This is a genomic window from Nocardia implantans (assembly GCF_035544775.1).
GTDB lineage: Bacteria > Actinomycetota > Actinomycetes > Mycobacteriales > Mycobacteriaceae > Nocardia > Nocardia implantans.
The window spans coordinates 176,039-194,364 of record NZ_JAYKYQ010000012.1 but is presented as its reverse complement, the minus strand read 5'-3'; the positions used below and the strand labels follow the sequence as shown (position 1 = coordinate 194,364).

14 protein-coding genes are annotated in these 18,326 nt (G+C 68.7%); 8 read left to right on the top strand and 6 right to left on the bottom strand.

The features are described from left to right. Window positions 1-24 precede the first annotated feature (24 nt). A complete protein-coding gene (locus U3653_RS26790; protein ID WP_195082818.1) occupies window positions 25-2,976 on the bottom strand; it encodes an acyl-CoA synthetase in 2,952 nt (983 codons plus the stop codon). 762 nt (window positions 2,977-3,738) lie between these two features. On the opposite strand from U3653_RS26790, the gene U3653_RS26785 reads away from it, so the two are divergent. The 5 genes from U3653_RS26785 to U3653_RS26765 all read left to right on the top strand — a co-directional run bounded on the left by U3653_RS26785 (window position 3,739) and on the right by U3653_RS26765 (window position 8,820). Further along, entirely contained in the window at window positions 3,739-5,145 is a 1,407-nt protein-coding gene (locus tag U3653_RS26785) for a family 2B encapsulin nanocompartment shell protein (RefSeq protein ID WP_195082817.1), read from the top strand. A 14-nt stretch (window positions 5,146-5,159) separates the two neighbouring features. Continuing rightward, a complete protein-coding gene (locus tag U3653_RS26780; RefSeq protein ID WP_195082816.1) occupies window positions 5,160-6,695 on the top strand; it encodes a family 2 encapsulin nanocompartment cargo protein terpene cyclase in 1,536 nt (511 codons plus the stop codon). Window positions 6,696-6,750: 55 nt separating this feature from the next. Beyond that, on the top strand, window positions 6,751-7,623 hold the full coding sequence (locus U3653_RS26775; RefSeq protein ID WP_195082815.1) for a geranyl diphosphate 2-C-methyltransferase: 873 nt from the start codon (window positions 6,751-6,753) through the stop codon (window positions 7,621-7,623). Then, entirely contained in the window at window positions 7,620-8,195 is a 576-nt protein-coding gene (idi, locus tag U3653_RS26770) for an isopentenyl-diphosphate Delta-isomerase (protein ID WP_195082814.1), read from the top strand. Before U3653_RS26775 ends, idi begins: the two co-directional genes overlap by 4 nt. A 274-nt stretch (window positions 8,196-8,469) precedes the next feature. Beyond that, entirely contained in the window at window positions 8,470-8,820 is a 351-nt protein-coding gene (locus U3653_RS26765) for a hypothetical protein (protein WP_195082813.1), read from the top strand. Between the two features lie 7 nt (window positions 8,821-8,827). Here U3653_RS26765 and U3653_RS26760 read toward each other — a convergent pair whose 3' ends face one another. From U3653_RS26760 to U3653_RS26750, 3 genes are all read right to left on the bottom strand, one after another. After that, window positions 8,828-9,556 carry an aspartate/glutamate racemase family protein gene (locus tag U3653_RS26760; protein WP_195082812.1) on the bottom strand — a complete coding sequence of 243 codons (729 nt, stop codon included), beginning with the start codon at window positions 9,554-9,556 and terminating at the stop codon, window positions 8,828-8,830. After that, complete coding sequence (locus U3653_RS26755; RefSeq protein ID WP_195082811.1) at window positions 9,556-11,037, bottom strand: NCS1 family nucleobase:cation symporter-1; 1,482 nt, start codon at window positions 11,035-11,037, stop codon at window positions 9,556-9,558. The genes U3653_RS26760 and U3653_RS26755 overlap by 1 nt, the downstream gene beginning before the upstream one ends. An 86-nt stretch (window positions 11,038-11,123) precedes the next feature. Further along, a complete protein-coding gene (locus U3653_RS26750; RefSeq protein WP_195082810.1) occupies window positions 11,124-11,846 on the bottom strand; it encodes a GntR family transcriptional regulator in 723 nt (240 codons plus the stop codon). A 185-nt stretch (window positions 11,847-12,031) separates the two neighbouring features. Between U3653_RS26750 and U3653_RS26745 the strand changes: the two genes are divergently transcribed. Together U3653_RS26745 and ilvA are read left to right on the top strand one after the other, a co-directional pair. Further along, a complete protein-coding gene (locus U3653_RS26745) occupies window positions 12,032-13,201 on the top strand; it encodes a serine hydrolase domain-containing protein (RefSeq protein WP_195082809.1) in 1,170 nt (389 codons plus the stop codon). A gap of 30 nt (window positions 13,202-13,231) precedes the next feature. Continuing rightward, a complete protein-coding gene (gene ilvA / locus U3653_RS26740) occupies window positions 13,232-14,452 on the top strand; it encodes a threonine ammonia-lyase (protein ID WP_195082808.1) in 1,221 nt (406 codons plus the stop codon). Window positions 14,453-14,544: 92 nt separating this feature from the next. Here ilvA and U3653_RS26735 read toward each other — a convergent pair whose 3' ends face one another. Further along, complete coding sequence (locus tag U3653_RS26735) at window positions 14,545-14,868, bottom strand: DMT family transporter (protein WP_195082807.1); 324 nt, start codon at window positions 14,866-14,868, stop codon at window positions 14,545-14,547. Between the two features lie 115 nt (window positions 14,869-14,983). Here U3653_RS26735 and U3653_RS26730 point away from each other — a divergent pair, with 115 nt between their 5' ends. After that, complete coding sequence (locus tag U3653_RS26730; RefSeq protein ID WP_195082806.1) at window positions 14,984-16,243, top strand: cytochrome P450; 1,260 nt, start codon at window positions 14,984-14,986, stop codon at window positions 16,241-16,243. A 24-nt stretch (window positions 16,244-16,267) separates the two neighbouring features. Here the strand turns inward: U3653_RS26730 and argH are convergent, their stop codons facing one another. Then, on the bottom strand, window positions 16,268-17,677 hold the full coding sequence (gene argH, locus U3653_RS26725) for an argininosuccinate lyase (RefSeq protein WP_195082805.1): 1,410 nt from the start codon (window positions 17,675-17,677) through the stop codon (window positions 16,268-16,270). Window positions 17,678-18,326: the final 649 nt, after the last annotated feature.

Here is an 18,326-nt window from a genome sequence, read left to right as displayed (position 1 = left end):
GGCTCTTCGGCAACATGTATCGCGTCAGCCGCCCAGCAGCGTGCGCGCCTGGTCCTCGGTGAGGATCTCGTAGGCGTCCGAGGCCCGGTTGTACCACCAGGTGTCCGGTCCCGGCTCCGGCCTGCCCGCCGCCTGCACCGCGCGGGCGGACGGACGATACGACGGGCTGCGCGGGATGTCGTCCACCACGTAGACCAGGTCGGGTCGCTGGTCGGGGTCGAGCACCCGCAACGCCTCGGTGACGTCCTCGGGGTCGAGACGGAAGCCTTCGCGCACGCTCACCGCGGCCACCGCGATGCAGTGGGAGTCGACGTTGAGGCCGTAGGTGACCTCCATGTCCACGGCGGTGATGTCGTTGAGCACGTCGACGATCGGCTGGCCGAAGACCGGTCCGCGCCGGGTATGGATCACCGTGTCCGTGCGGTCCATCAGCCAGTAGTCGCCATCGCCGTCGCGGCGGAACAGATTCTCCGTCGGCATCCAGGAGTCGCCCGCCGTGAACACCCCGCGCAGTCCGCCCGCGGAGATGTCGACGCCGTCGGACGCCCTGCCGATCAGCAGGCCCACCTCGTTGTCCGCGCACCGGCGGGCGAAGCCGGATCCGTCTACCAGGATGCGCTGGGTGAGCGGATCGTAGGCGACCAGTTCCACCTTCGCGGTGCCGGGAACCGGCCTGCCCTTGCATCCGCGCTTCACCCCGGCCACGTTGGCCAGCACCACATCGCCCTCGATCGAGGCGTAGAACTCGAGCACCCGGGCGGGTTCGAATTGCTCCACGGTGCGCCGCCACAGCCCGGCGGGCATGCCGGAGCCGATGAACAAGCGGATCGGGTGGCTGTGGCCGTCCGGGAACACCTCCGCGTCGAGGATGTCGCGCAGCATGGTCCAGGTGTAGGTGACCACGGTGACGCCGTAGCGGTGCACCTCCCCGGCGAAGCGCTCCGGGTCCAGCGAGCGGGCCAGCGCGACCCGGCTTCCGCCCGCGACCGCACCGCCGAGACTGACCAGCAGCCCGGACGAATGGTGCAGCGGCGCCAGGCAGTACACCGTGTCCCTGCGATTGAGGTCGGCCGTGGTCGCGGTGCCGAACGCCGACAGCGCCCAGCGGTGGTTGGTGATGTACTTCGTCTCCAGCCGCTCGCCGGTGCCGGTGACGAGCACGAAGGCCAGCTCACGGGCCAGGCCGGGGTCGGGCCGGTACCAGGCAGGCACCCGCACCCGCGCCGGGTCGATCTGCTCCAGGTCGATCAGGCGGTCGGATGTCGGCAGCGACAGCTCGCGCGTGGTACCGCCGCCGAGCACCAGCACCCTGGCGCCGGTCGCGGCGGCCTGGCGCAGATTCTCCGGATCGCAGATCAGGGTCTCCACGCCGGTGAGCTCGATCGCGCGGCGCAGTTCGCTGTTGGGGGCCAGCAGCACCGCCACCGCGCCGAGCCGGGACAGCGCCGCGACCGAGGCCAGCGCGCTTGGCCTGGTCTCCATCACCACGCCGACCCGCATGGCAGGGCGCACGCCCACCGAGATGAGGCCGCGCACCACGTTGTCGATGCGCTCGTTGACCGCCGCGTTGGTGTGCACGCGATCGTCGAACAGGAACAGGTCCCGCTGCGGCGCGCGCCGCGCCTGCTCGGCCAGCAACCGGCCGAGCGAGATCCGGGTGTGCGGCTGGATCATTCCGAGGCGGGTCAGCCTCGGCAGCGCCCGCGCCGCCTCGCCCGCCAGTTCGATCGATCCGCGCACCGTGTTGTTCGCGATCCCTTCCAGGGCCTTGCCGACCCCGGTGCCCGCCTCGGCCAGCGTCGCGGCGGTGTGCACCACCCGGGTGGCCGCCGAGCGCGGGCGATTGCTGGGCACGTGCTCGGTCATCGGCACGATCTCCGGCGGCAGGGGCTTGTCGCCGTCCATCCATTCCACCCACTGCCGCACCAGCGGCCAGGTGTGCTTGCTGGCCATGCTTCCGGCCACCAGGCCGAAGTGGCCGGCGACCAGCGTCGCCTCGTAGACCTCCGCGTTCGGCGCGGCCCGCACGATGCCACGCACCGCGGCGGGCTGTCCGATGTCGTCGACCTCGCCGACGAACGCCAGGATCGGGCACTTCAGTTCGGCCAGCGAGATCGGGTGATCACGGATGACGAAGCCGCCGAGCATCAGCCGGTTGTGCGCGACGAACTGCTTGAGCAGATCCGCCGCCGCCGGGCCCGCGTAGCCGACCCAGCCTTCGCTGTTGAGGAAGCGGCGCTGGCGCTCCTTCGGCAGCAGCGCCTCGCGGTCGTGCAGCTGGCGGAGGAAATCGATCCTCGACTTGGCCGTCTTCACCGGATCGAGCAGCTGGAAGCCGATACGCACCATGGAGTCGGTGATCGGCAGCCGGGTGACCACGTGATCGGCCAGGAAGTCGGCGACGTCGGAGACCATGCCGTAGGGCAACCCGAACGGCATGCCCGCGACGATGTCGACCGGGCTGCCGAAGGTCACGATGCTGTCCACGCCCTTGCCGTCCCGGTAGGCGGCGGTCTGGTAGGCGAACATGCCGCCTTGGGAGTAGCCCATCAGGTGCACGCCGCTGCCGGTGGCCTCGTTGACGGTGTCGATCGCGCTGTTGACCGCCAGCACGTGGTCGGCGAGGTCGCGCTGCCAGCCGCCCTCCTCGCTGGCGGGCGAGCCGAAGTCGACCACCCAGCAGTCGACGCCGCCGCGGTGCAGGATGCCGACGGCGCCCTCCTCGGCGTTCACATCCCAGATGTCGGCGTTCACCATGAGCGGCGGCACCAGCACGGCCACCGGGCGGCCCGGGGTCGTGTCGTCGGGGAAGTAATGCCGCAGCCGGTACATGCGCCTGCGTTCCACGACCTCGAACGGCGAGGACGCGACGTCGGGAGTCAGCCCGCCGAAGCGGATTACCTCCAGGCCGTTCTGCGCGGTCGCCATCAATCGCTGTACCGAGCCCACCACAACCTTCGCATTCAACTTCACCATCGCTCCTGGCCTACCCTAGAACGTGACCCGCATCACATACCGCGACGTGTTCAGACGAGCTTCCCACACCACCTGTCCATTATGTGTCCGCTGTGACACGTCCCATGCCAGGTTGCCGCGGTCGGCTCTCCGGCGGTCACGTATCGACTCCGGGCACCCATGGCGGCGGCCCGGCCGCAGGCGCAGGTAGTTCAGCGCCATCGGCGTGCCCGGCGACCGGCTGTCACGCCGCGGCGGGAGGCCGGCACCCAGCGGTCGAAAGATCGCGACCGGGTCCCGGCAGCACGCACGCGCCCGCCGGGGCAGTCTTCCATCCGGCGAGCACACCGGGTACGGACATCGCCCGGCCGGATGCGCGGTCGGGCCACGTTCGCTCCCGGTTACCGATCCACCGCGTCCGCGCCACCGCCGGACACGACACGCGGCTACCAGATAGCTAATTCTCCGCTATCAGAACGCATTCGGACTCGTCCGGATCGCGCAACCCGCCGTTACCGGAATCGACCGCGTGTCGTGACCATCCGGCGGGCGGCGGAACGATCTTCGAAATTTTTCTGCGCACAGCCGCTTTCGGCGTCTACCATCGATCTCGTCTGGAACGCCGTGGCGCGTAGGCAAATTCGTTCGATGAGCTCCCCGCGGGCACGCCCGCTGCTGTTTTGATGTGAACACCCGGCGACTCTGAACTATCGACGACCCTGCATTCCCCTGCCCCAAACCCGTCACCACGTCTCGGTGGCCGTCTCGAGGTGAGGACAACGCATGACCATTGAAATGCCAGTCCAAACGGAAAACAACGTGCGCAAGAGCCTGAGCACCAGCACGGCGGGCCTGCTCGCGCACACCACCAAATCCGAACCGCAGATGCAGGGCATCAGCTCGCGATGGCTCACTCGCGCCCTGCCGTGGACACAGGTCAACGGCGGTGTGTACCGGGTGAACCGCCGCCTGACCCACACCGTGGGCAACGGCGAAGTGGAATTCGTCGTCGACGGTTCCACCGCACGCGTCATTCCCTTGGAGTTGCAGGAGCTTCCGGCACTGCGCGGCTTCGACGACGAAGAGGTGCTGCGCGCCCTCGCGGACCGATTCGAACAGCGCGATCTCGAACCCGGCATTGTGGTAGCGGAATTCGGCAATCCGATGGATCAGGTTCTGCTCATCGTGCACGGCAAATTGAGCAAAATCGGTTCCGGTGAGTACGGCGAGCAGACCAAGCTCGGCATCCTCGGCGGCGGCGACTTCTTCGGCGACACGTTACTGACCGAGCCGTCGGCGATCTGGCCGGTCACCATCAAGACGGTCACGCGAACGACCGTGTTGGCCCTTCCCCGCCGAACGCTGACCGAATTCATCGACCGGACTCCCGCGTTGCGCGAGCAACTCTCGCGCGTGGCTTCCGCGCCCACTCGTCCGCAGAACAACAAAGGCGAAGCGGATATCACGATCGCCTCGGGCCATGCGGGAGAGCCCCTGCTGGAAGGCACGTTCGTCGACTACGACGCTGCGCCGCGCCAATACGAACTCAGCCTGGCGCAGAGCGTGCTGCGGGTGCACACCCGGGTCGCCGACCTGTTCAACGACCCGATGAATCAGGTCGAGCAGCAGCTGCGCCTGACCATCGAAGCGCTCTACGAGCGCCGCGAATACGACCTGGTCAACAATCCCGACTTCGGCTTGCTGCACAACTGCGATCTCAAACAGCGCATCTACTCCGAGTCCGGCGCGCCCACCCCGGACGACTTCGACGAACTGCTCAGCATGCGCCGCAGCACGAAGTTCTTCCTGGCGCATCCGAAGGCGATCGCCGCGTTCGGACGCGAATGCACCAAGCGCGGGCTTTATCCGGACCCGGTCGAAATGGACGGACATCGTGTTCCGGCGTGGCGCGGGGTTCCGATTCTCCCGTGCGGCAAGATCCCGATCAGCGACACCCAGACCACTTCTATCCTGGCCATGCGCACCGGGGAGAAGGACCAGGGTGTGATCGGCCTGCATCAGACCGGGATCCCGGACGAATACGAGCCGAGCCTCAACGTGCGTTTCAAGGGCATCGATGACCAGTCGATCATCTCCTACCTGATCAGCTGCTATTACTCGGCGGCCGTGCTGGTGCCCGACGCCCTCGGCGTGCTCGACAACGTCTCGGTCGCCCGGCAAGCCGACTGACCGGGGTGATGGGCATGTCGGTGCTCTCCCGCGCCGCGGCGGCGCACGCCACCGATGAGGTGGCCGCCACCGTCGTCGCGCTTCTCACCAATACCCGGACGACCGCTCCGGCCGACCTGTTGTCGACGGAAATTACTGAAGCGCGGGACGTTTCGCCCATAGCGGGACAGGCGGGTGCCGCTCCGCGCACGCTGCTCGGGCCATCCGGCTTGGGCGCCGCCGCGCTGTTGCTCCCCCGTTCCGGCGCGGGCCCTGCCACGGGGGCGGCGGCCTCCTCCGCCGCTGTCCGCCCCAGCACTCCGCAGACCGCCCTCGAGGCAACGGCACCAGCCAACGCACCCGAGTCGTCCCCGATGACGGGACGAACATCGCTGCCCGAGGCACCCTGCATTCGCTCCGGGCCCACCGGGCTCGGCACGGCATCGGCATTGCTCGGAATACGCGGTCTCGCGGCGCCACCGCGCACGGCGCACTCGAGAATCGGCTCGGGCGCCCCAGGTCCCGCGCGGGTGCCCCGGGGGGCCACCGGATACGACACCGCCGCGGCGGGCCGCGATGGGCAGGACCCGATTCCGCCGCTGTATTGCCCGCCGCCGGTGCGTGACGATCCGGCCCTCGCCGAGGCCGTCAATACCGGCATCGTCGACTGGGCCAGGGACATCGGGTTGTACGAGGGCAGGCTGGACGAGTTGCGCGACGCCGATTTCGGCCGGTTGATCATGCTCGCCCACCCGGACTGCGACGATGCCGATCTGCTGCTGGCGGCGGCGAAGTGCGCGGTCTCGGAATGGTCCGTGGACGACTACTACTGCGAGGAGGATGCCGACGACCGGGCTCCCGACGGCACCCCCTCCAGCGCCGAAGCGGAGCTGGGTCCCCGGCTCGAATTGGCGGCCGCCGCCATGGATCCGGTCCACCTTCCCGCGCGCTACGTCGCCCAACTCGAGGCGGCCCTGGAAGCCGATCCGATCCTGCGCGCGTTTCGCACCTCCTTCGAGCACCTGGCACGCTACGCGCGTCCGGCGCAACTGGCCCGGCTGCGCACCGAGATCGCGGGCTGGTTCATCGCGCTGGGGGCGGAGGCGGGCTGGCGCGCGGCGGGACGGATGCCGCCGGTATGGGAGTACCTCACCAACCGGCAACCGCACAGCTTCCTGCCGTGTATGGCGCCGACCGATGTGGTGGGCGGCTACGAGCTGGGGGCCGCCGAGTACACCGACCCCGCGGTGCGCCGTGTGGTCACCACGGCGGCGCTGGCCAGCCAGATGGTGAACGACCTGTACTCGATGGCGCGCGAGGACCTTTCCAACGGCAGGGAGTTCAATCTGCCGACCGTCCTCGCCGCCGAGGAGCGCTGCTCGCGCCGCGAGGCCGTGCTGCGCACCGCCGAGGTGCACGACGAGCTCGTGCACCGGTTCGAACGGGAAGCGGCTCCCCTGGCCGCCACGGGCTCGCCCGAACTACGCCGCTTCCTCGCCGGCCTATGGGCCTGGATGGGAGGCAACCGCGCCTGGCACGCCGACAGCAAACGCTATCGCGACCCGCACTGAAGCCACCCGTAAGAGAGCACTGAAGCAGTACCGCACCGAGAGAGGATGATCACGCATGACCATGCTCAACCCGGAGACCGGGACCGTTCTGCGTACCAGCTACCAGAAGTCCGTCGCCGCGTACTGGAACAACAACCCGAACGACGACCGGGTCAACACCAAACTCGGTGAGGTCGACGGGCTCTACCACCACCACTACGGCATCGGCGAGCCGGACCTGTCCGTGCTGACCGGCCCGGAGGACACCCGCGAGGAACGCATCGTCGCCGAACTGCACCGGCTGGAGACCGCGCAGGCGGATTTCCTGCTCGACCATCTCGGCGACGTCCGGCCCGGCGACCGGCTGATGGACGGCGGCTCCGGCCGCGGCGGCACCAGCTTCATGGCCAATCAGCGCTTCGGCTGCCAGGTCGACGGCGTCACCATCTCCGAGTACCAGGTCGGCTTCGCCAACGACCAGGCCGTGCACCGCGGCGTCGCGGACAAGGTGCGGTTCCACTTCCGCAATATGCTCGACACCGGCTTCGAGAGCGGTTCCATGCGCGGCATCTGGACCAACGAGACCACGATGTACGTGGACCTGTTCGATCTGTTCAGCGAATTCTCCCGCCTGCTCGAGCCGGGCGGACGCTACGTGTGCATCACCGGCTGCTCCAACGACGTCACCGGCGGCCGCTCGTCTTCGGTCAGCTGGATCGACGCGCACTACGGCTGCATGATTCATCCGCGCGGCGAGTACTTCCGCGCCATGGCCGAGAACAACCTGGTGCCGATCGCCGTGACCGAACTCACCGCGGCGACCATTCCGTACTGGGAGCTGCGCACGAAATCCGAGCTCGCCACGGGGGTCGAGAAGCCGTTCCTGACCGCGTACCGGGAGGGGAGCTTCCACTACCTGCTCATTGCCGCCGATAAGGTGGGCAGGTGACCGACACCCTCGCCCAGCCGTACACCGACCGCGAGGCCCTGCCCGTCGAGCTCGTCGACGACGCGGGCCGCGCGGTCGGCGCGTGCACGGTCGCGGAGGCACACCTGGCCCCGGGACGACTGCACCGCGCGTTCTCCGTCTTGCTGTTCGACTCGGCGGGCCGGGTGCTCTTGCAGCAGCGTGCGGCGGTCAAGACGAGGTTCCCGTCGCTGTGGGCCAACACCTGCTGCGGCCACCCCGCCCCCAGCGAACCGGTCGCTACCGCGGCGGGGTTGCGGCTGGCCGAGGAGATGGGCCTGACGATCGCGCTGACCGAGGCCGGGATCTACCGCTACCACGCGGCGGACCTGCGCACCGGTCGGGTCGAGTCCGAATGGGATCACGTGCTGATCGGGCAGCTCGACATCGGCGCGCCTCGGCCGGACCCGGCCGAGGTCGCCGACTTCGCCTGGATTCAACCGGACGCCCTACGCGACGCGCTGGCCGACAACCCCGAGGCCTACACCCCATGGCTGGCCGGAGTCCTCGACGTCGCGGAACGCGCGCACGTAACGGGAACCTCGGCGGACTGATCCACTTCTTCTGGGCCGAGGCAGCCGAACGCATCCGTCGACTGTGCGACGACGCGGCTGCCTCGATCCAGCTCACGATGTCGGCTTTCCCGCCCGAGGTCATAGCTCGACACGTGACCGCTCGTCGCGACAGGGCCGATTACATCGATAGATGCGCATATCCCTGTAACGACATGGACCGAAACTGAGAGAACTCATAGGAACGGCACAGGCTGCGACCAGGACCGTTCTGCATGGTTGAAGAGGTACGAGTTCGCGTGAAGTGAGGTGCGTGATGGTCGAATTCGAGGTCACCGGAACGACGGTGACGGTGCACGTGCTCGGCGCGCATCAACTGCTGGCGCTGCGCGACCACCTGACCTTCGATCTGTCCGACATCACCGCGCTCGGCCTCGCCGGGGTCGACCGCCGCCCGCCGTGGGTGCGCGCGCCCGGCACGTTCTTCCCCGGCGTGATCGCGGCGGGAACGTTCCGCGGCAAGGGCCGTAAGGAATTCTGGGACACCCGATTCGACGGACACGCCATTCGTATCGACTTGGCGGGCGCCGATGTCACACGGCTCGTGGTCGACGTGGCGGATCCCGACACCGAGTTGCGCAAGCTCGTCACCGCCGTGGCCGCCTGACCTGCGTTCACGCGCCGAAGGACCGCAGCGCGCCGGTGTACGGCTTGGGCGGCGGTGCGGCGAATTCGCCCCGACCCGACTTGCGTAAACCCAGCGTGAGCAGCGATTGGACGGTCAACGTCGCCGCTGCCACACCGTCCACCACCGGCACGCCGACCTCGGCGCGCACCTGGGCACACAGATCGGCCATCCCCGCGCAGCCCAGCACGATCACGTCGGACCCGTCCGCCTCGACCGCTTCCCGGCACGCTTCGATGACGATCTTGCGTGCGTCCGGATCGGTGTCGAGAGCCAGTACCGGGATCTCGCAGGCATGGATGCCACGGCAGAAGCGCCGCATCCCGTAGCGCTCCGCCAGATCGGCCGCGCGGCCGACGGTCCGGGCCAGCGTGGTGACCACGCTGAACCCGCGACCGACGTGGGCGGCGGTATGCATGGCGGCCTCGGCGATCCCGATCACCGGCCCCCCGGCCAGTTCGCGCGCGGCGTCCAGACCGGGGTCGCCGAAGCAGGCCAGCACGTAGCCGTCGACCCCATCGGCCTCGCCTCGCCGGATCGCGGCGAGCAGGCCGGGGACGCTCAGCGCTTCGTCGTAGTGGCTCTCGATCGAAGCCGGTCCCATCTCCGAGGTCACCGCGTCGAGCAGGGTGTCAGGACCCGCGACGGCCCTGGCACACTGCTCGATCGTGTCGGTCATCGCCCGGGTGGTGTTCGGATTGACCACACGGATGTGCATTAGGCCGCGCTCTCTCGCACCGCCCGGCGGGTGGCCAGCGGGTAGTACGCCGCGAAGCCGAGACCGCAGCCGATGAACCAGCTGTACTGCGCCGCCGTGTACATCCCGGTGACGTCCTTCGCCAGCACCGGCACGACGGCGACCAGCGCACCGATCGCCGTCGCGATCACCGCCGCCGGGTTGTATCCCCCGCGATACCAATAGCGTCCGCCGCTGGACATGGTGAACAGCTCGTCCACCGCCACGCGCTGCTTGCGCACCAGGTAGTAGTCGGCGATGAGCACGCCGAACAGCGGGCCGATGAAGGCGCCGAGCACCTCCAGCGTGTAGTGGATGACCTCCGGGTTGTTGTAGAGGTTCCACGGCGTGATCAGCACCGAGCCCACCGCGGCGATCATGCCGCCTGCGCGCCAGCTGATGCGCTGCGGACTCACGTGCGAGAAGTCGAAGGCGGGCGAGATGAAGTTGGCGACGATGTTGATGCCGATGGTGGCTACGGTGAAGGTGAGCGCGCCGAGCACGATCGCGAAGGTGCTGTCGATCCGCGCCACCGTGGCGACCGGATCGGTGATCAGCTCACCGTAGACCGGCACGGTCAGCGAGGCGGTGATCACCACCAGCAACGAGAACAACAGGAAGTTCAGCGGGAGACCGAGCAGGTTGCCCCGGCGCACCGCGGCGAAGGACTTGCCGTACCGGGAGAAGTCCCCGAAGTTCAGCATCGGCCCGGAGAAGTAGGACACCACGAGTGCGATGGCGCCGAGCATCACCGGCACCGAGTCCCATCCGGTGTATCGCACGGCGCTGAGGTTCAGATCTATGGCGTCCCAACCGGCTTTCGCGATGAGGTAACCGCACAGCACGAACATCACCATGTACACCGCGGGTCCGCAGAAGTCGATGAATCGGCGGATGGACTCCATTCCCCGCCAGAAGACGCAGGCTTGCACCACCCACAGCATCAGATAGCTACCCCAGCCGAGCAGCGACAGGCCGAGGAATCCGTAATCGCTCGCCACCGCGTAGGGCGCGAGCGACGGGAACAACTTCACCAGTACGACATCCAGTGCCGCCGAGGCGAGGAACGTCTGAATGCCGTACCAGGCCACCGCGATCAGCCCGCGGATGATCGCCGGGATGTTGGCCCCCAGCACGCCGAACGCGCTGCGGCAGATGACCGGATACGGCACGCCGGTCATCTGACTGGGCTTGGCGACCAGATTGCAGAAGAAATAGACCAGGGTGATGCCGATCAGCAGGGCCACCAGCACCTGCCAGCCGGCCAGACCGAGCGCGAACAGGCTGCCCGCGGTGACATAGCCGCCGACGCTGTGCACGTCGGACATCCAGAAGGCGAAGATGTTGTAGGAGCCCCAGTTCTGTTTGCGCAGCGGCGCGAGGTCGTCGTTGGTGAGTCGCGGGTCGTAATCGACAACGGCGGTGGTCCGCACGGGCGCGGGTGCGGCGATGGTTTCGGTCATGGCGTTTCCCATCCGAAGGGCGAAACTGTGATCGAAACGACGGTAGGAATCGGCTATTGCCCGTCCATTGCGCGGTTATTGCCCGGCTATTGCGCGGCAGATATATCTTCCGGCGCGAGCAGCCCGGTATCCGTGGGCAAGGTCGCGATCACCGATTCCAGCCTGCGATGGTGCTGTTCGGCGACGAGCAGCAGGCGCTCGACGTCCCGGGCCAGGAAAGCGTCCAGCATCAACGCGTGATCGGTGTGCAGCCGCACCCGGTCGGCCCGGCCGATGTGCACCATCGACTGCACGGGCTCGGTGACGTTCCATGCCGATTCGAGCATGTGCAGCAGCCGGAACATGCGCGACGGGCGGGTCAGCGCCACATGGAAGGTGCGCGACCTGCGATGGTAGGCGGCGGGGTCGTCCTCGCGAATCGCCTCCTCCAGGCTCGCGTTCACCTCCAGCAGCGCCGCGCGGTCGGCGGCGGAGTGGTTCATGGCGGCCGCGGCGAGCGACGCCGTCTCCAAGGTCTCGCGCACGATGTACATTTCGCGCAATTCGGCGGCGGTCAGTTGCGCCACCGTGTATCCGGCGTGCGGCTCGTGCGTCACCAGCCCTTCCCCGATCAGCGTCTTGAGCGCCTCGCGCACCGGAATGTGACTCACCCCGAACAGTTCCGCCACCTCGCGCAGCGGGATCACGGTGCGGGGCGGCACCGCTCCGTCGAGGATCACCCGGCGTAATTCGCCGAGGATGATCTGTGGGCGACCGGGTGAGTCGACGACCAACCTCGCGAGCAGCGCCGAACGTCGTCTCGGGGGCATGACAACACGCTAGGAGAAGCGTGTTGCGTTTCCGGTCCACTGTGTGACGGCCAGGAAACGTCTTCTCACAGAACCGACCGGTCGCGTGGTGGGAGCAGTCCCGGCCACCGGTCTCGAAGGAGACGGGACCTAGCATTGGATTGTTCGCGACGCCGTAGGCGCTGAGAGACAGACACAGGGTTCCGATGACAGTTTCGGCAGAACAGTTCGTAGATCGCCGCTTCGTGCGCTTGGTGGCGGAGTTCGACCGGTTGTTCCGGCGTCCGTCCGACGGCGGCGGCGCGCTGGCGGTCTACTTGCACGGCGAGCCGGTGGTCGACGTCTGGGCCGGATACGCGCATCCCGACGTCGCGTGGGCGCACGACACCGTCGCGATGGCGTTCTCCACCGGCAAGGGGATCGCCAGCACGCTGGTGCATCGTCTGGCGGAGCGCGGCCTGATCGACTACGACGAGCCGCTGGCGACCTACTGGCCGGAGTTCGCGGCGGCGGGCAAGGAACACATCAGCGTGCGGGCCATGCTGACCCACCGAGCCGGGTTGCATCGTTTGCGCGGGCTGCTGCCGGGGCCGGTCGAGCGATTCTTCGACGATGCCGCGGTCACCGCGGCGCTCGCGGCCGCCGCGCCCGACCCGCGGCACAAGGTGACCAGCGGCTACCACGGCATCACCTACGGGCACCTCGCCGCGGAGCTGGTGCGGCGGGTGACCGGAGCGGGATTCACCGATGCGCTGCGCGCCGAGATCGCGGGACCGCTCGCCGCCGACGAACTCTGGTTCCGGGTCCCGGAATCCGAACGGGGGCGTATCGCCACGAATTTTCCGCGCCTGACGGTCGCGGGCATGAGCTGGGAACGTAGCTCGCGGCTGCTCGCCCGTACCCGTTTCGCGGCCGCCGCCGACACGACCCCGGTGGGGTTCGCCGAGTTGGTGGCCGATCCGCGCCTGCACGACTCGGTGATGCCCGGCCTCAACGGCGTCTTCTCCGCCCGCGCGCTGGCGCGGGTGTACGGCGCGCTCGCCAACGGCGGACAGCTGGACGGTTACCAGCTGCTGCGCCAGGAAACCATCGAGCAGATCACCCGGCGGCAGGTCTTCACTCCCGATTATGTACTGGCCTTCCGCATCCCCTGGGCGCTCGGTTACCACGGCGTGCCGATGAAGCCGTCGAAAGCCGAACCCATCTCCGCCTTCGGCCATTTCGGCCTCGGCGGCTCCGGTGGTTTCGCCGACCCCGCGACCGGGATGTCGCTCGGCTTCGTCACCAATCGCCTCGGCAGCCGGATCACCCCGCTGGGCGACGCGCGACTGTCGCGATTGGGCGCGTTGGCCCACAACCTCGCCAGAGCCGCCTGAACTCGGCTGACCAAGTGGCAGCATGACGCTATGGAGACGGTCGACCTGCCGCGGATCGCGGCGGCCGCGCGGCTGCTGGATCCGGTGATCCGGCGCACGCCACTGCTGGCCTCGCGGGTGTTGTCCGAGCGCGTCGGCGCGCAAGTGTGGCTGAAGTGCGAGAACCTGCAGCGCACCGGGTCGTTCAAGCCGCGCGGAGCCTACAACCGGATCGCGAATCTGCCGCCCGAGGCCCGGGAGCGCGGCGTCGTGGCCGCGAGCGCGGGCAACCACGCGCAAGGCGTCGCGTGGTCGGCGGCCTCGCTCGGCATCGCGTCGACGGTGTTCATGCCGATCGGCGCCGCGCTGCCCAAAGTGACGGCGACCAAGGCCTACGGCGCGCGAGTCCGCCAGGTCGGCGAGACCATCGACGAGTCGCTGGACGCCGCGCTGGATTTCGCCGACCGGTTCGGTGCGACGCTGATCCATCCGTTCGACCATCCCGATATCGTGGCCGGTCAGGCCACTGTCGGCGTGGAGATCGCCGAGCAGTCGCCTGAGGTCGGCACGGTGCTCGTGCCCACCGGCGGCGGCGGGCTTCTGGCGGGCGTCGCCATCGCGCTGCGGCAGCTGGCGCCGGACGTGCGCGTCATCGGGGTGCAGGCGGCGGAAGCGGCCGCTTGGCCGGACTCGCTGGCGGCGGGCCACCCGATCCGGGTCGAGCGGATGTCGACGATGGCCGACGGCATCGCGGTCGGACAGCCCGGTGTGGTGCCGTTCGACTATGTGGCCCAGCATGTTTCGCGGATCGTGACGGTGGACGAGGAAGCGCTGTCGCAGGCGCTGCTGCTGTGCCTGGAACGCGCGAAGCTGATCGTCGAGCCCGCGGGGGCCGCGGCCGTGGCCGCCCTGATGAGTCACGCGCCGGAGGAACTCGACCTGCGCGGACCGGTCTGCGCGATCCTCTCCGGCGGCAATATCGACCCGTTGCTGCTGACCCGGGTGATCGGGCACGGGCTGAGCGCGGCAGGTCGCTATCTCGCCGTGCGGGTGACGATTTCCGATCGCCCCGGTGCGCTGGGAGCGTTGCTCGCGGTGGTGGGCGAGACGGGCGCCAGTGTGGTCGACGTGGCGCATTCCCGCACCGGCACGTGGCTGGCGGTGGACGAGGTCGAAGTGGCGCTCACCCTCGAGACACGAGGGTCCGGCCATCGCGACGACGTGCTCGCCGCCCTCGCGAACGCGGGATACGCGGTGCGCGACTCGGATTGACCGGAGGCCGTTCTCGGAACTTCGTCGAGTGGCACACCACCGCGGGACCTACTCGCGAAATGCTACGACCATGTGCCACTCGTGCGAGGAGGTTAGTGCGCGCCGCCGAGTTCCAGGGCGAGTACGCCGAGGATTACCAGTCCGATGCCGCCTACCTGCACCAGCGTCAGCCGCTCGTTCAGGAACAGCACGCCGATCAGCGCGATCGCGGCCACGCCGACCGCCGACCAGATGCCGTAGGCCACCCCGATCGGCATCCCACGTTTCAATGCCTGGGCCAGGAAGAAGAACGCCGCGCAATAGCCGACGACCACCACGATCGAGGGGACGAGTTTGGCGAATCCGTCGGACAGTTTCAGTGAAACGGTCGCGGTCACCTCGGAGGCGATGGCCAAGGCGAGCAGCAACAAGGTCATCTTCGCAGCCTAGTCACCGCCGGGGCGCGGCACCGGCCCTGCGGCGGGCACGGGTGCTCCCAGCGGCGGGGATGCGCGGCCCCGGCCGGGGCCGAGGCGTCGATACGATCGGCCGATGCGTAGCTCGGATGTTGCGGTAACCGGCTTCCCGTTCGAGGAAGTGACTTGTAACGAGTTGCCGTATGCCGAGCGCGACGAGCGGTACCGGCGGTTGCACGAGTGGCCGGAAACAAGTTACGCGCACCGGTCCGGGCTGCGGATGATCTGGAAGTACGACGACGTGCGCGAGGTGCTGGACGCGACGAAGCCGGGTATCTCCAACGCGAATTCGCTGGATCCGCTGGTCGGTTACGCGCGTATCGCGGCGACGCCACGCGCCATCCCGCCTTTCGTCCGGCACCTGGTTCCGCCGCCTGCGAAAGCGACCGCCAACCTGTCCGACGATCTGCTGCACAAGCGGGTATGGAACACCATGGCGGGGCCTTCCGGCCATTTCACCATCTCCCCCTCCGATCGTCCCGCCCGGACCGCCGAGATGGCCGAGCACTTCCATGCGGCACTGCACGACCTTGGTTTCCGGCGCGGATCACCGTTGGACGTGACCGCGTTGTCGCTCGGTTACGCCGCCAGGACCGTCGGGGCTGCGGTCGGGTTGCCCGCGGCGGACTGGCCGAACGTGGCCGCATGGAGCGGAGCGCAATCGGGACTGCTCGGCCGGGTGATGCGGGGCCGCGAACTGGCCGACGCGGTGAGCGCGCTCGGCTGGTTGTTCACCGTGAGCGGCGCGGCGGTGCGGGCGGGCCGGGGCAGCGAAGCGACCGGGTTCGCCCGCAGGCTTCGCGACGCCGGGCTCTCCCATCGGATCGCGGTGTCGGCCATGGCGAATTCGCTGGCCGCCGGAGTGCACACGGTGAGCGGCAGCATCCAGCAAGGCGTGCAGCGCTTGCTCGGCGACCCGCAGCGCGTCTGGTGGGATCTGCTCGCCGAGCCGGAGGGCGGCGCCCGGGTCGCGGCGAAGATCCTGCAACTCGACCCGGGGCTGGTGGCGTGGAAGCGCCGGGCCAGGACACCGGTCGTGCTGTCCAGCGGCACGCGCCTGCCCGCGGGACCGTTGCTCGTCTTGTTCGCCGCGGCGAATCGCGACCCGCAGGCGTTCCCCGACTGCCTGGCACTGGACGGCGCCGGCAAGCTGCCGTTGACCTTCGGGTTCGGCAGACATGTCTGTCCCGGTAAAAGCATGGCCACGCTGGCCGTTGAGGTGTTTCTCCGGCAATTGCGCGAGCTGATGCCGGAGGCCGGAACAGTTTCGGAACCGGGCAGCCGACGCCGCAGCGATCTGCTGTTCAGCGGCGCCGACATCACCGTCGCCGGATAGGCCGGTCGCGGCGCAGCGCGAGGTTCAGTCCAGCCAGGCCCGCGCCGCGGCCGCCGCCTCGCGCACCTCCGCGAGCTGCGCCGCGACCTGGACGCCGGCCGTGCCGCCGCGGGCATTGCGGGACGCGATGGACCCCTGCACGGTGAGCACCTCGCGCACCTTCCCGGTCAGCGCCGGGTCGATGGCGGCGAATTCCTCGTCGGTGAGTTCGTCCAGGCCGACGCCGCGCGATTCGGCGGCGCGCACGCACGCGCCCGCCGCCTCGTGCGCGACCCGGAACGGAACACCCTGGCGCACAAGCCATTCGGCGATATCCGTGGCCAGCGTGAAACCGGCGGGCGCGAGTTCGGCCATGCGATCGGTGTGGAACGTCAATGTCGAGACCAGGCCCGCGATGGCCGGGAGCAGCAATTCCAGTTGCGCGACCGAATCGAACAGCGGTTCCTTGTCCTCTTGCAGATCGCGGTTGTAGGCCAGCGGTTGCGCCTTGAGCGTTGCCAGCAGGCCGGTGAGGTTGCCGATCAGCCTGCCCGCCTTGCCGCGGGTCAGCTCGGAGACGTCCGGGTTCTTCTTCTGCGGCATGATCGACGAACCGGTGGACCACGCGTCGGCCAGCGTCACATAGCCGAATTCCGGTGTGCTCCAGATGATCACCTCTTCGGCCATCCGGCTCAGATCCACACCGATCATGGCAAGTACGAACGCGGCCTCGGCGGCGAAGTCGCGCGCCGAGGTGGCGTCGATCGAGTTGGCGGCGGCCGCGTCGAACTCCAGCTCCGCGGCGATGGCCTCCGGATCGAGTCCGAGCGAGGAGCCCGCCAGCGCGCCGGAACCGTAGGGCGACACCGCCGCGCGGCGATCGAAATCGCGCAGCCGGTCGATATCGCGCAGCAGCGGGTGGGCGTGCGCGAGCAGATGATGGGCCAGCAACACCGGCTGCGCCGCCTGCAGGTGGGTCTTGCCCGGCATCACCGCGTCCGGATGCGCGGCGGCCTGCTCCACCAGCGCGTCGACCACCGCCAGCACGCCCGCGGCCACCCGGCGCACACCGTCACGCAGCCACATCCGGAACAGCGTGGCCACCTGGTCGTTGCGCGAACGTCCCGCCCGCAACCGGCCACCGAGCTCCGCGCCGACCCGTTCGATCAGACCGCGTTCCAGCGCGCCGTGCACGTCCTCGTCCGACTCGGCGGGACCGAACGCGCCGGACGCCACGTCTGCCGCGAGTCGATCCAGGCCGTCCAGCATGCCCGACAGATCGGCGTCGGACAGCAGCCCGGCCTTGTGCAGCACCCGCGCGTGCGCCTTCGACGCGCGGATGTCGTAGGGGGCCAACGCCCAGTCGAAGTGGGTCGACTTGCTCAGCGCGGCCATGGCCTCGGCCGGTCCGGAGGCGAATCGCCCGCCCCAGAGCGCACCTTGGTTCGTGCTCATGCTTGTCCGCCTCTCCGAGTATTCAGGCTCCCCCGCCTCTCCGGGCCTTCAGGCCGTACAAGTCGGGGACGGGGTCGATTTACGTTCAGGTCCTGCGTTGGGTGTCGGTCGGGTTTTGGGCGTACCCGGTGAGTTACCCATGTTCTTGCGAAATCAGTTGGTGCGTTGATCCGCGAGATCAATTGGCGCGTTGATCCCGAGATCGGGTGGTCCGTTGATTCGCGAGATCAGTTGTACGTGGTGTGCGGGATCAATTGGTGTGTCGGGTTGCGACTCAGTCGTTCCGTCGGCGCGAGGAACCAGTGAGCGGCGGCGCGCGAGATGGAGCAGTTCCTGCTCGACGCAGCTGGGCCGTTCGATGGTTGCTCGACACCATCTGCCGAGAGCGGCCTCGCGCGCGGGGCGAAGGCGTTCGCAGGTTGCTTTCGGGTGCACTGCTGGCCTGTCAGCACCCTCCGAACGCCGATTCGAGACTACGGGAAGCCACGCTCCTGCCCACCCCACCGCCGCCGAAGTCGAGGCGGTGCCGCGCGAATCCTGGTTCGAGGCGACCCTTCGCGGGAGCTGTCGGCGTGCCGGCGCTCGTTGCGGCGCCGGCCCCCCCCCGGCCGACAGGAGGGGGGAGGGGAGCGGGGGGGGGGCCCGGGGG

What these genes read in the sequence shown, in the direction of transcription:
- U3653_RS26790 (WP_195082818.1), bottom strand. Translation starts at nt 2,976, where the DNA reads ATGGTGAAGTTGAATGCGAAGGTTGTGGTGGGCTCGGTACAGCGATTG.
- U3653_RS26785 (WP_195082817.1), top strand. Translation starts at nt 3,739, where the DNA reads ATGACCATTGAAATGCCAGTCCAAACGGAAAACAACGTGCGCAAGAGC.
- U3653_RS26780 (WP_195082816.1), top strand. Translation starts at nt 5,160, where the DNA reads ATGTCGGTGCTCTCCCGCGCCGCGGCGGCGCACGCCACCGATGAGGTG.
- U3653_RS26775 (WP_195082815.1), top strand. Translation starts at nt 6,751, where the DNA reads ATGACCATGCTCAACCCGGAGACCGGGACCGTTCTGCGTACCAGCTAC.
- U3653_RS26765 (WP_195082813.1), top strand. Translation starts at nt 8,470, where the DNA reads ATGGTCGAATTCGAGGTCACCGGAACGACGGTGACGGTGCACGTGCTC.
- U3653_RS26760 (WP_195082812.1), bottom strand. Translation starts at nt 9,556, where the DNA reads ATGCACATCCGTGTGGTCAATCCGAACACCACCCGGGCGATGACCGAC.
- U3653_RS26755 (WP_195082811.1), bottom strand. Translation starts at nt 11,037, where the DNA reads ATGACCGAAACCATCGCCGCACCCGCGCCCGTGCGGACCACCGCCGTT.
- U3653_RS26750 (WP_195082810.1), bottom strand. Translation starts at nt 11,846, where the DNA reads ATGCCCCCGAGACGACGTTCGGCGCTGCTCGCGAGGTTGGTCGTCGAC.
- U3653_RS26745 (WP_195082809.1), top strand. Translation starts at nt 12,032, where the DNA reads ATGACAGTTTCGGCAGAACAGTTCGTAGATCGCCGCTTCGTGCGCTTG.
- ilvA (WP_195082808.1), top strand. Translation starts at nt 13,232, where the DNA reads ATGGAGACGGTCGACCTGCCGCGGATCGCGGCGGCCGCGCGGCTGCTG.
- U3653_RS26735 (WP_195082807.1), bottom strand. Translation starts at nt 14,868, where the DNA reads ATGACCTTGTTGCTGCTCGCCTTGGCCATCGCCTCCGAGGTGACCGCG.
- U3653_RS26730 (WP_195082806.1), top strand. Translation starts at nt 14,984, where the DNA reads ATGCGTAGCTCGGATGTTGCGGTAACCGGCTTCCCGTTCGAGGAAGTG.
- argH (WP_195082805.1), bottom strand. Translation starts at nt 17,677, where the DNA reads ATGAGCACGAACCAAGGTGCGCTCTGGGGCGGGCGATTCGCCTCCGGA.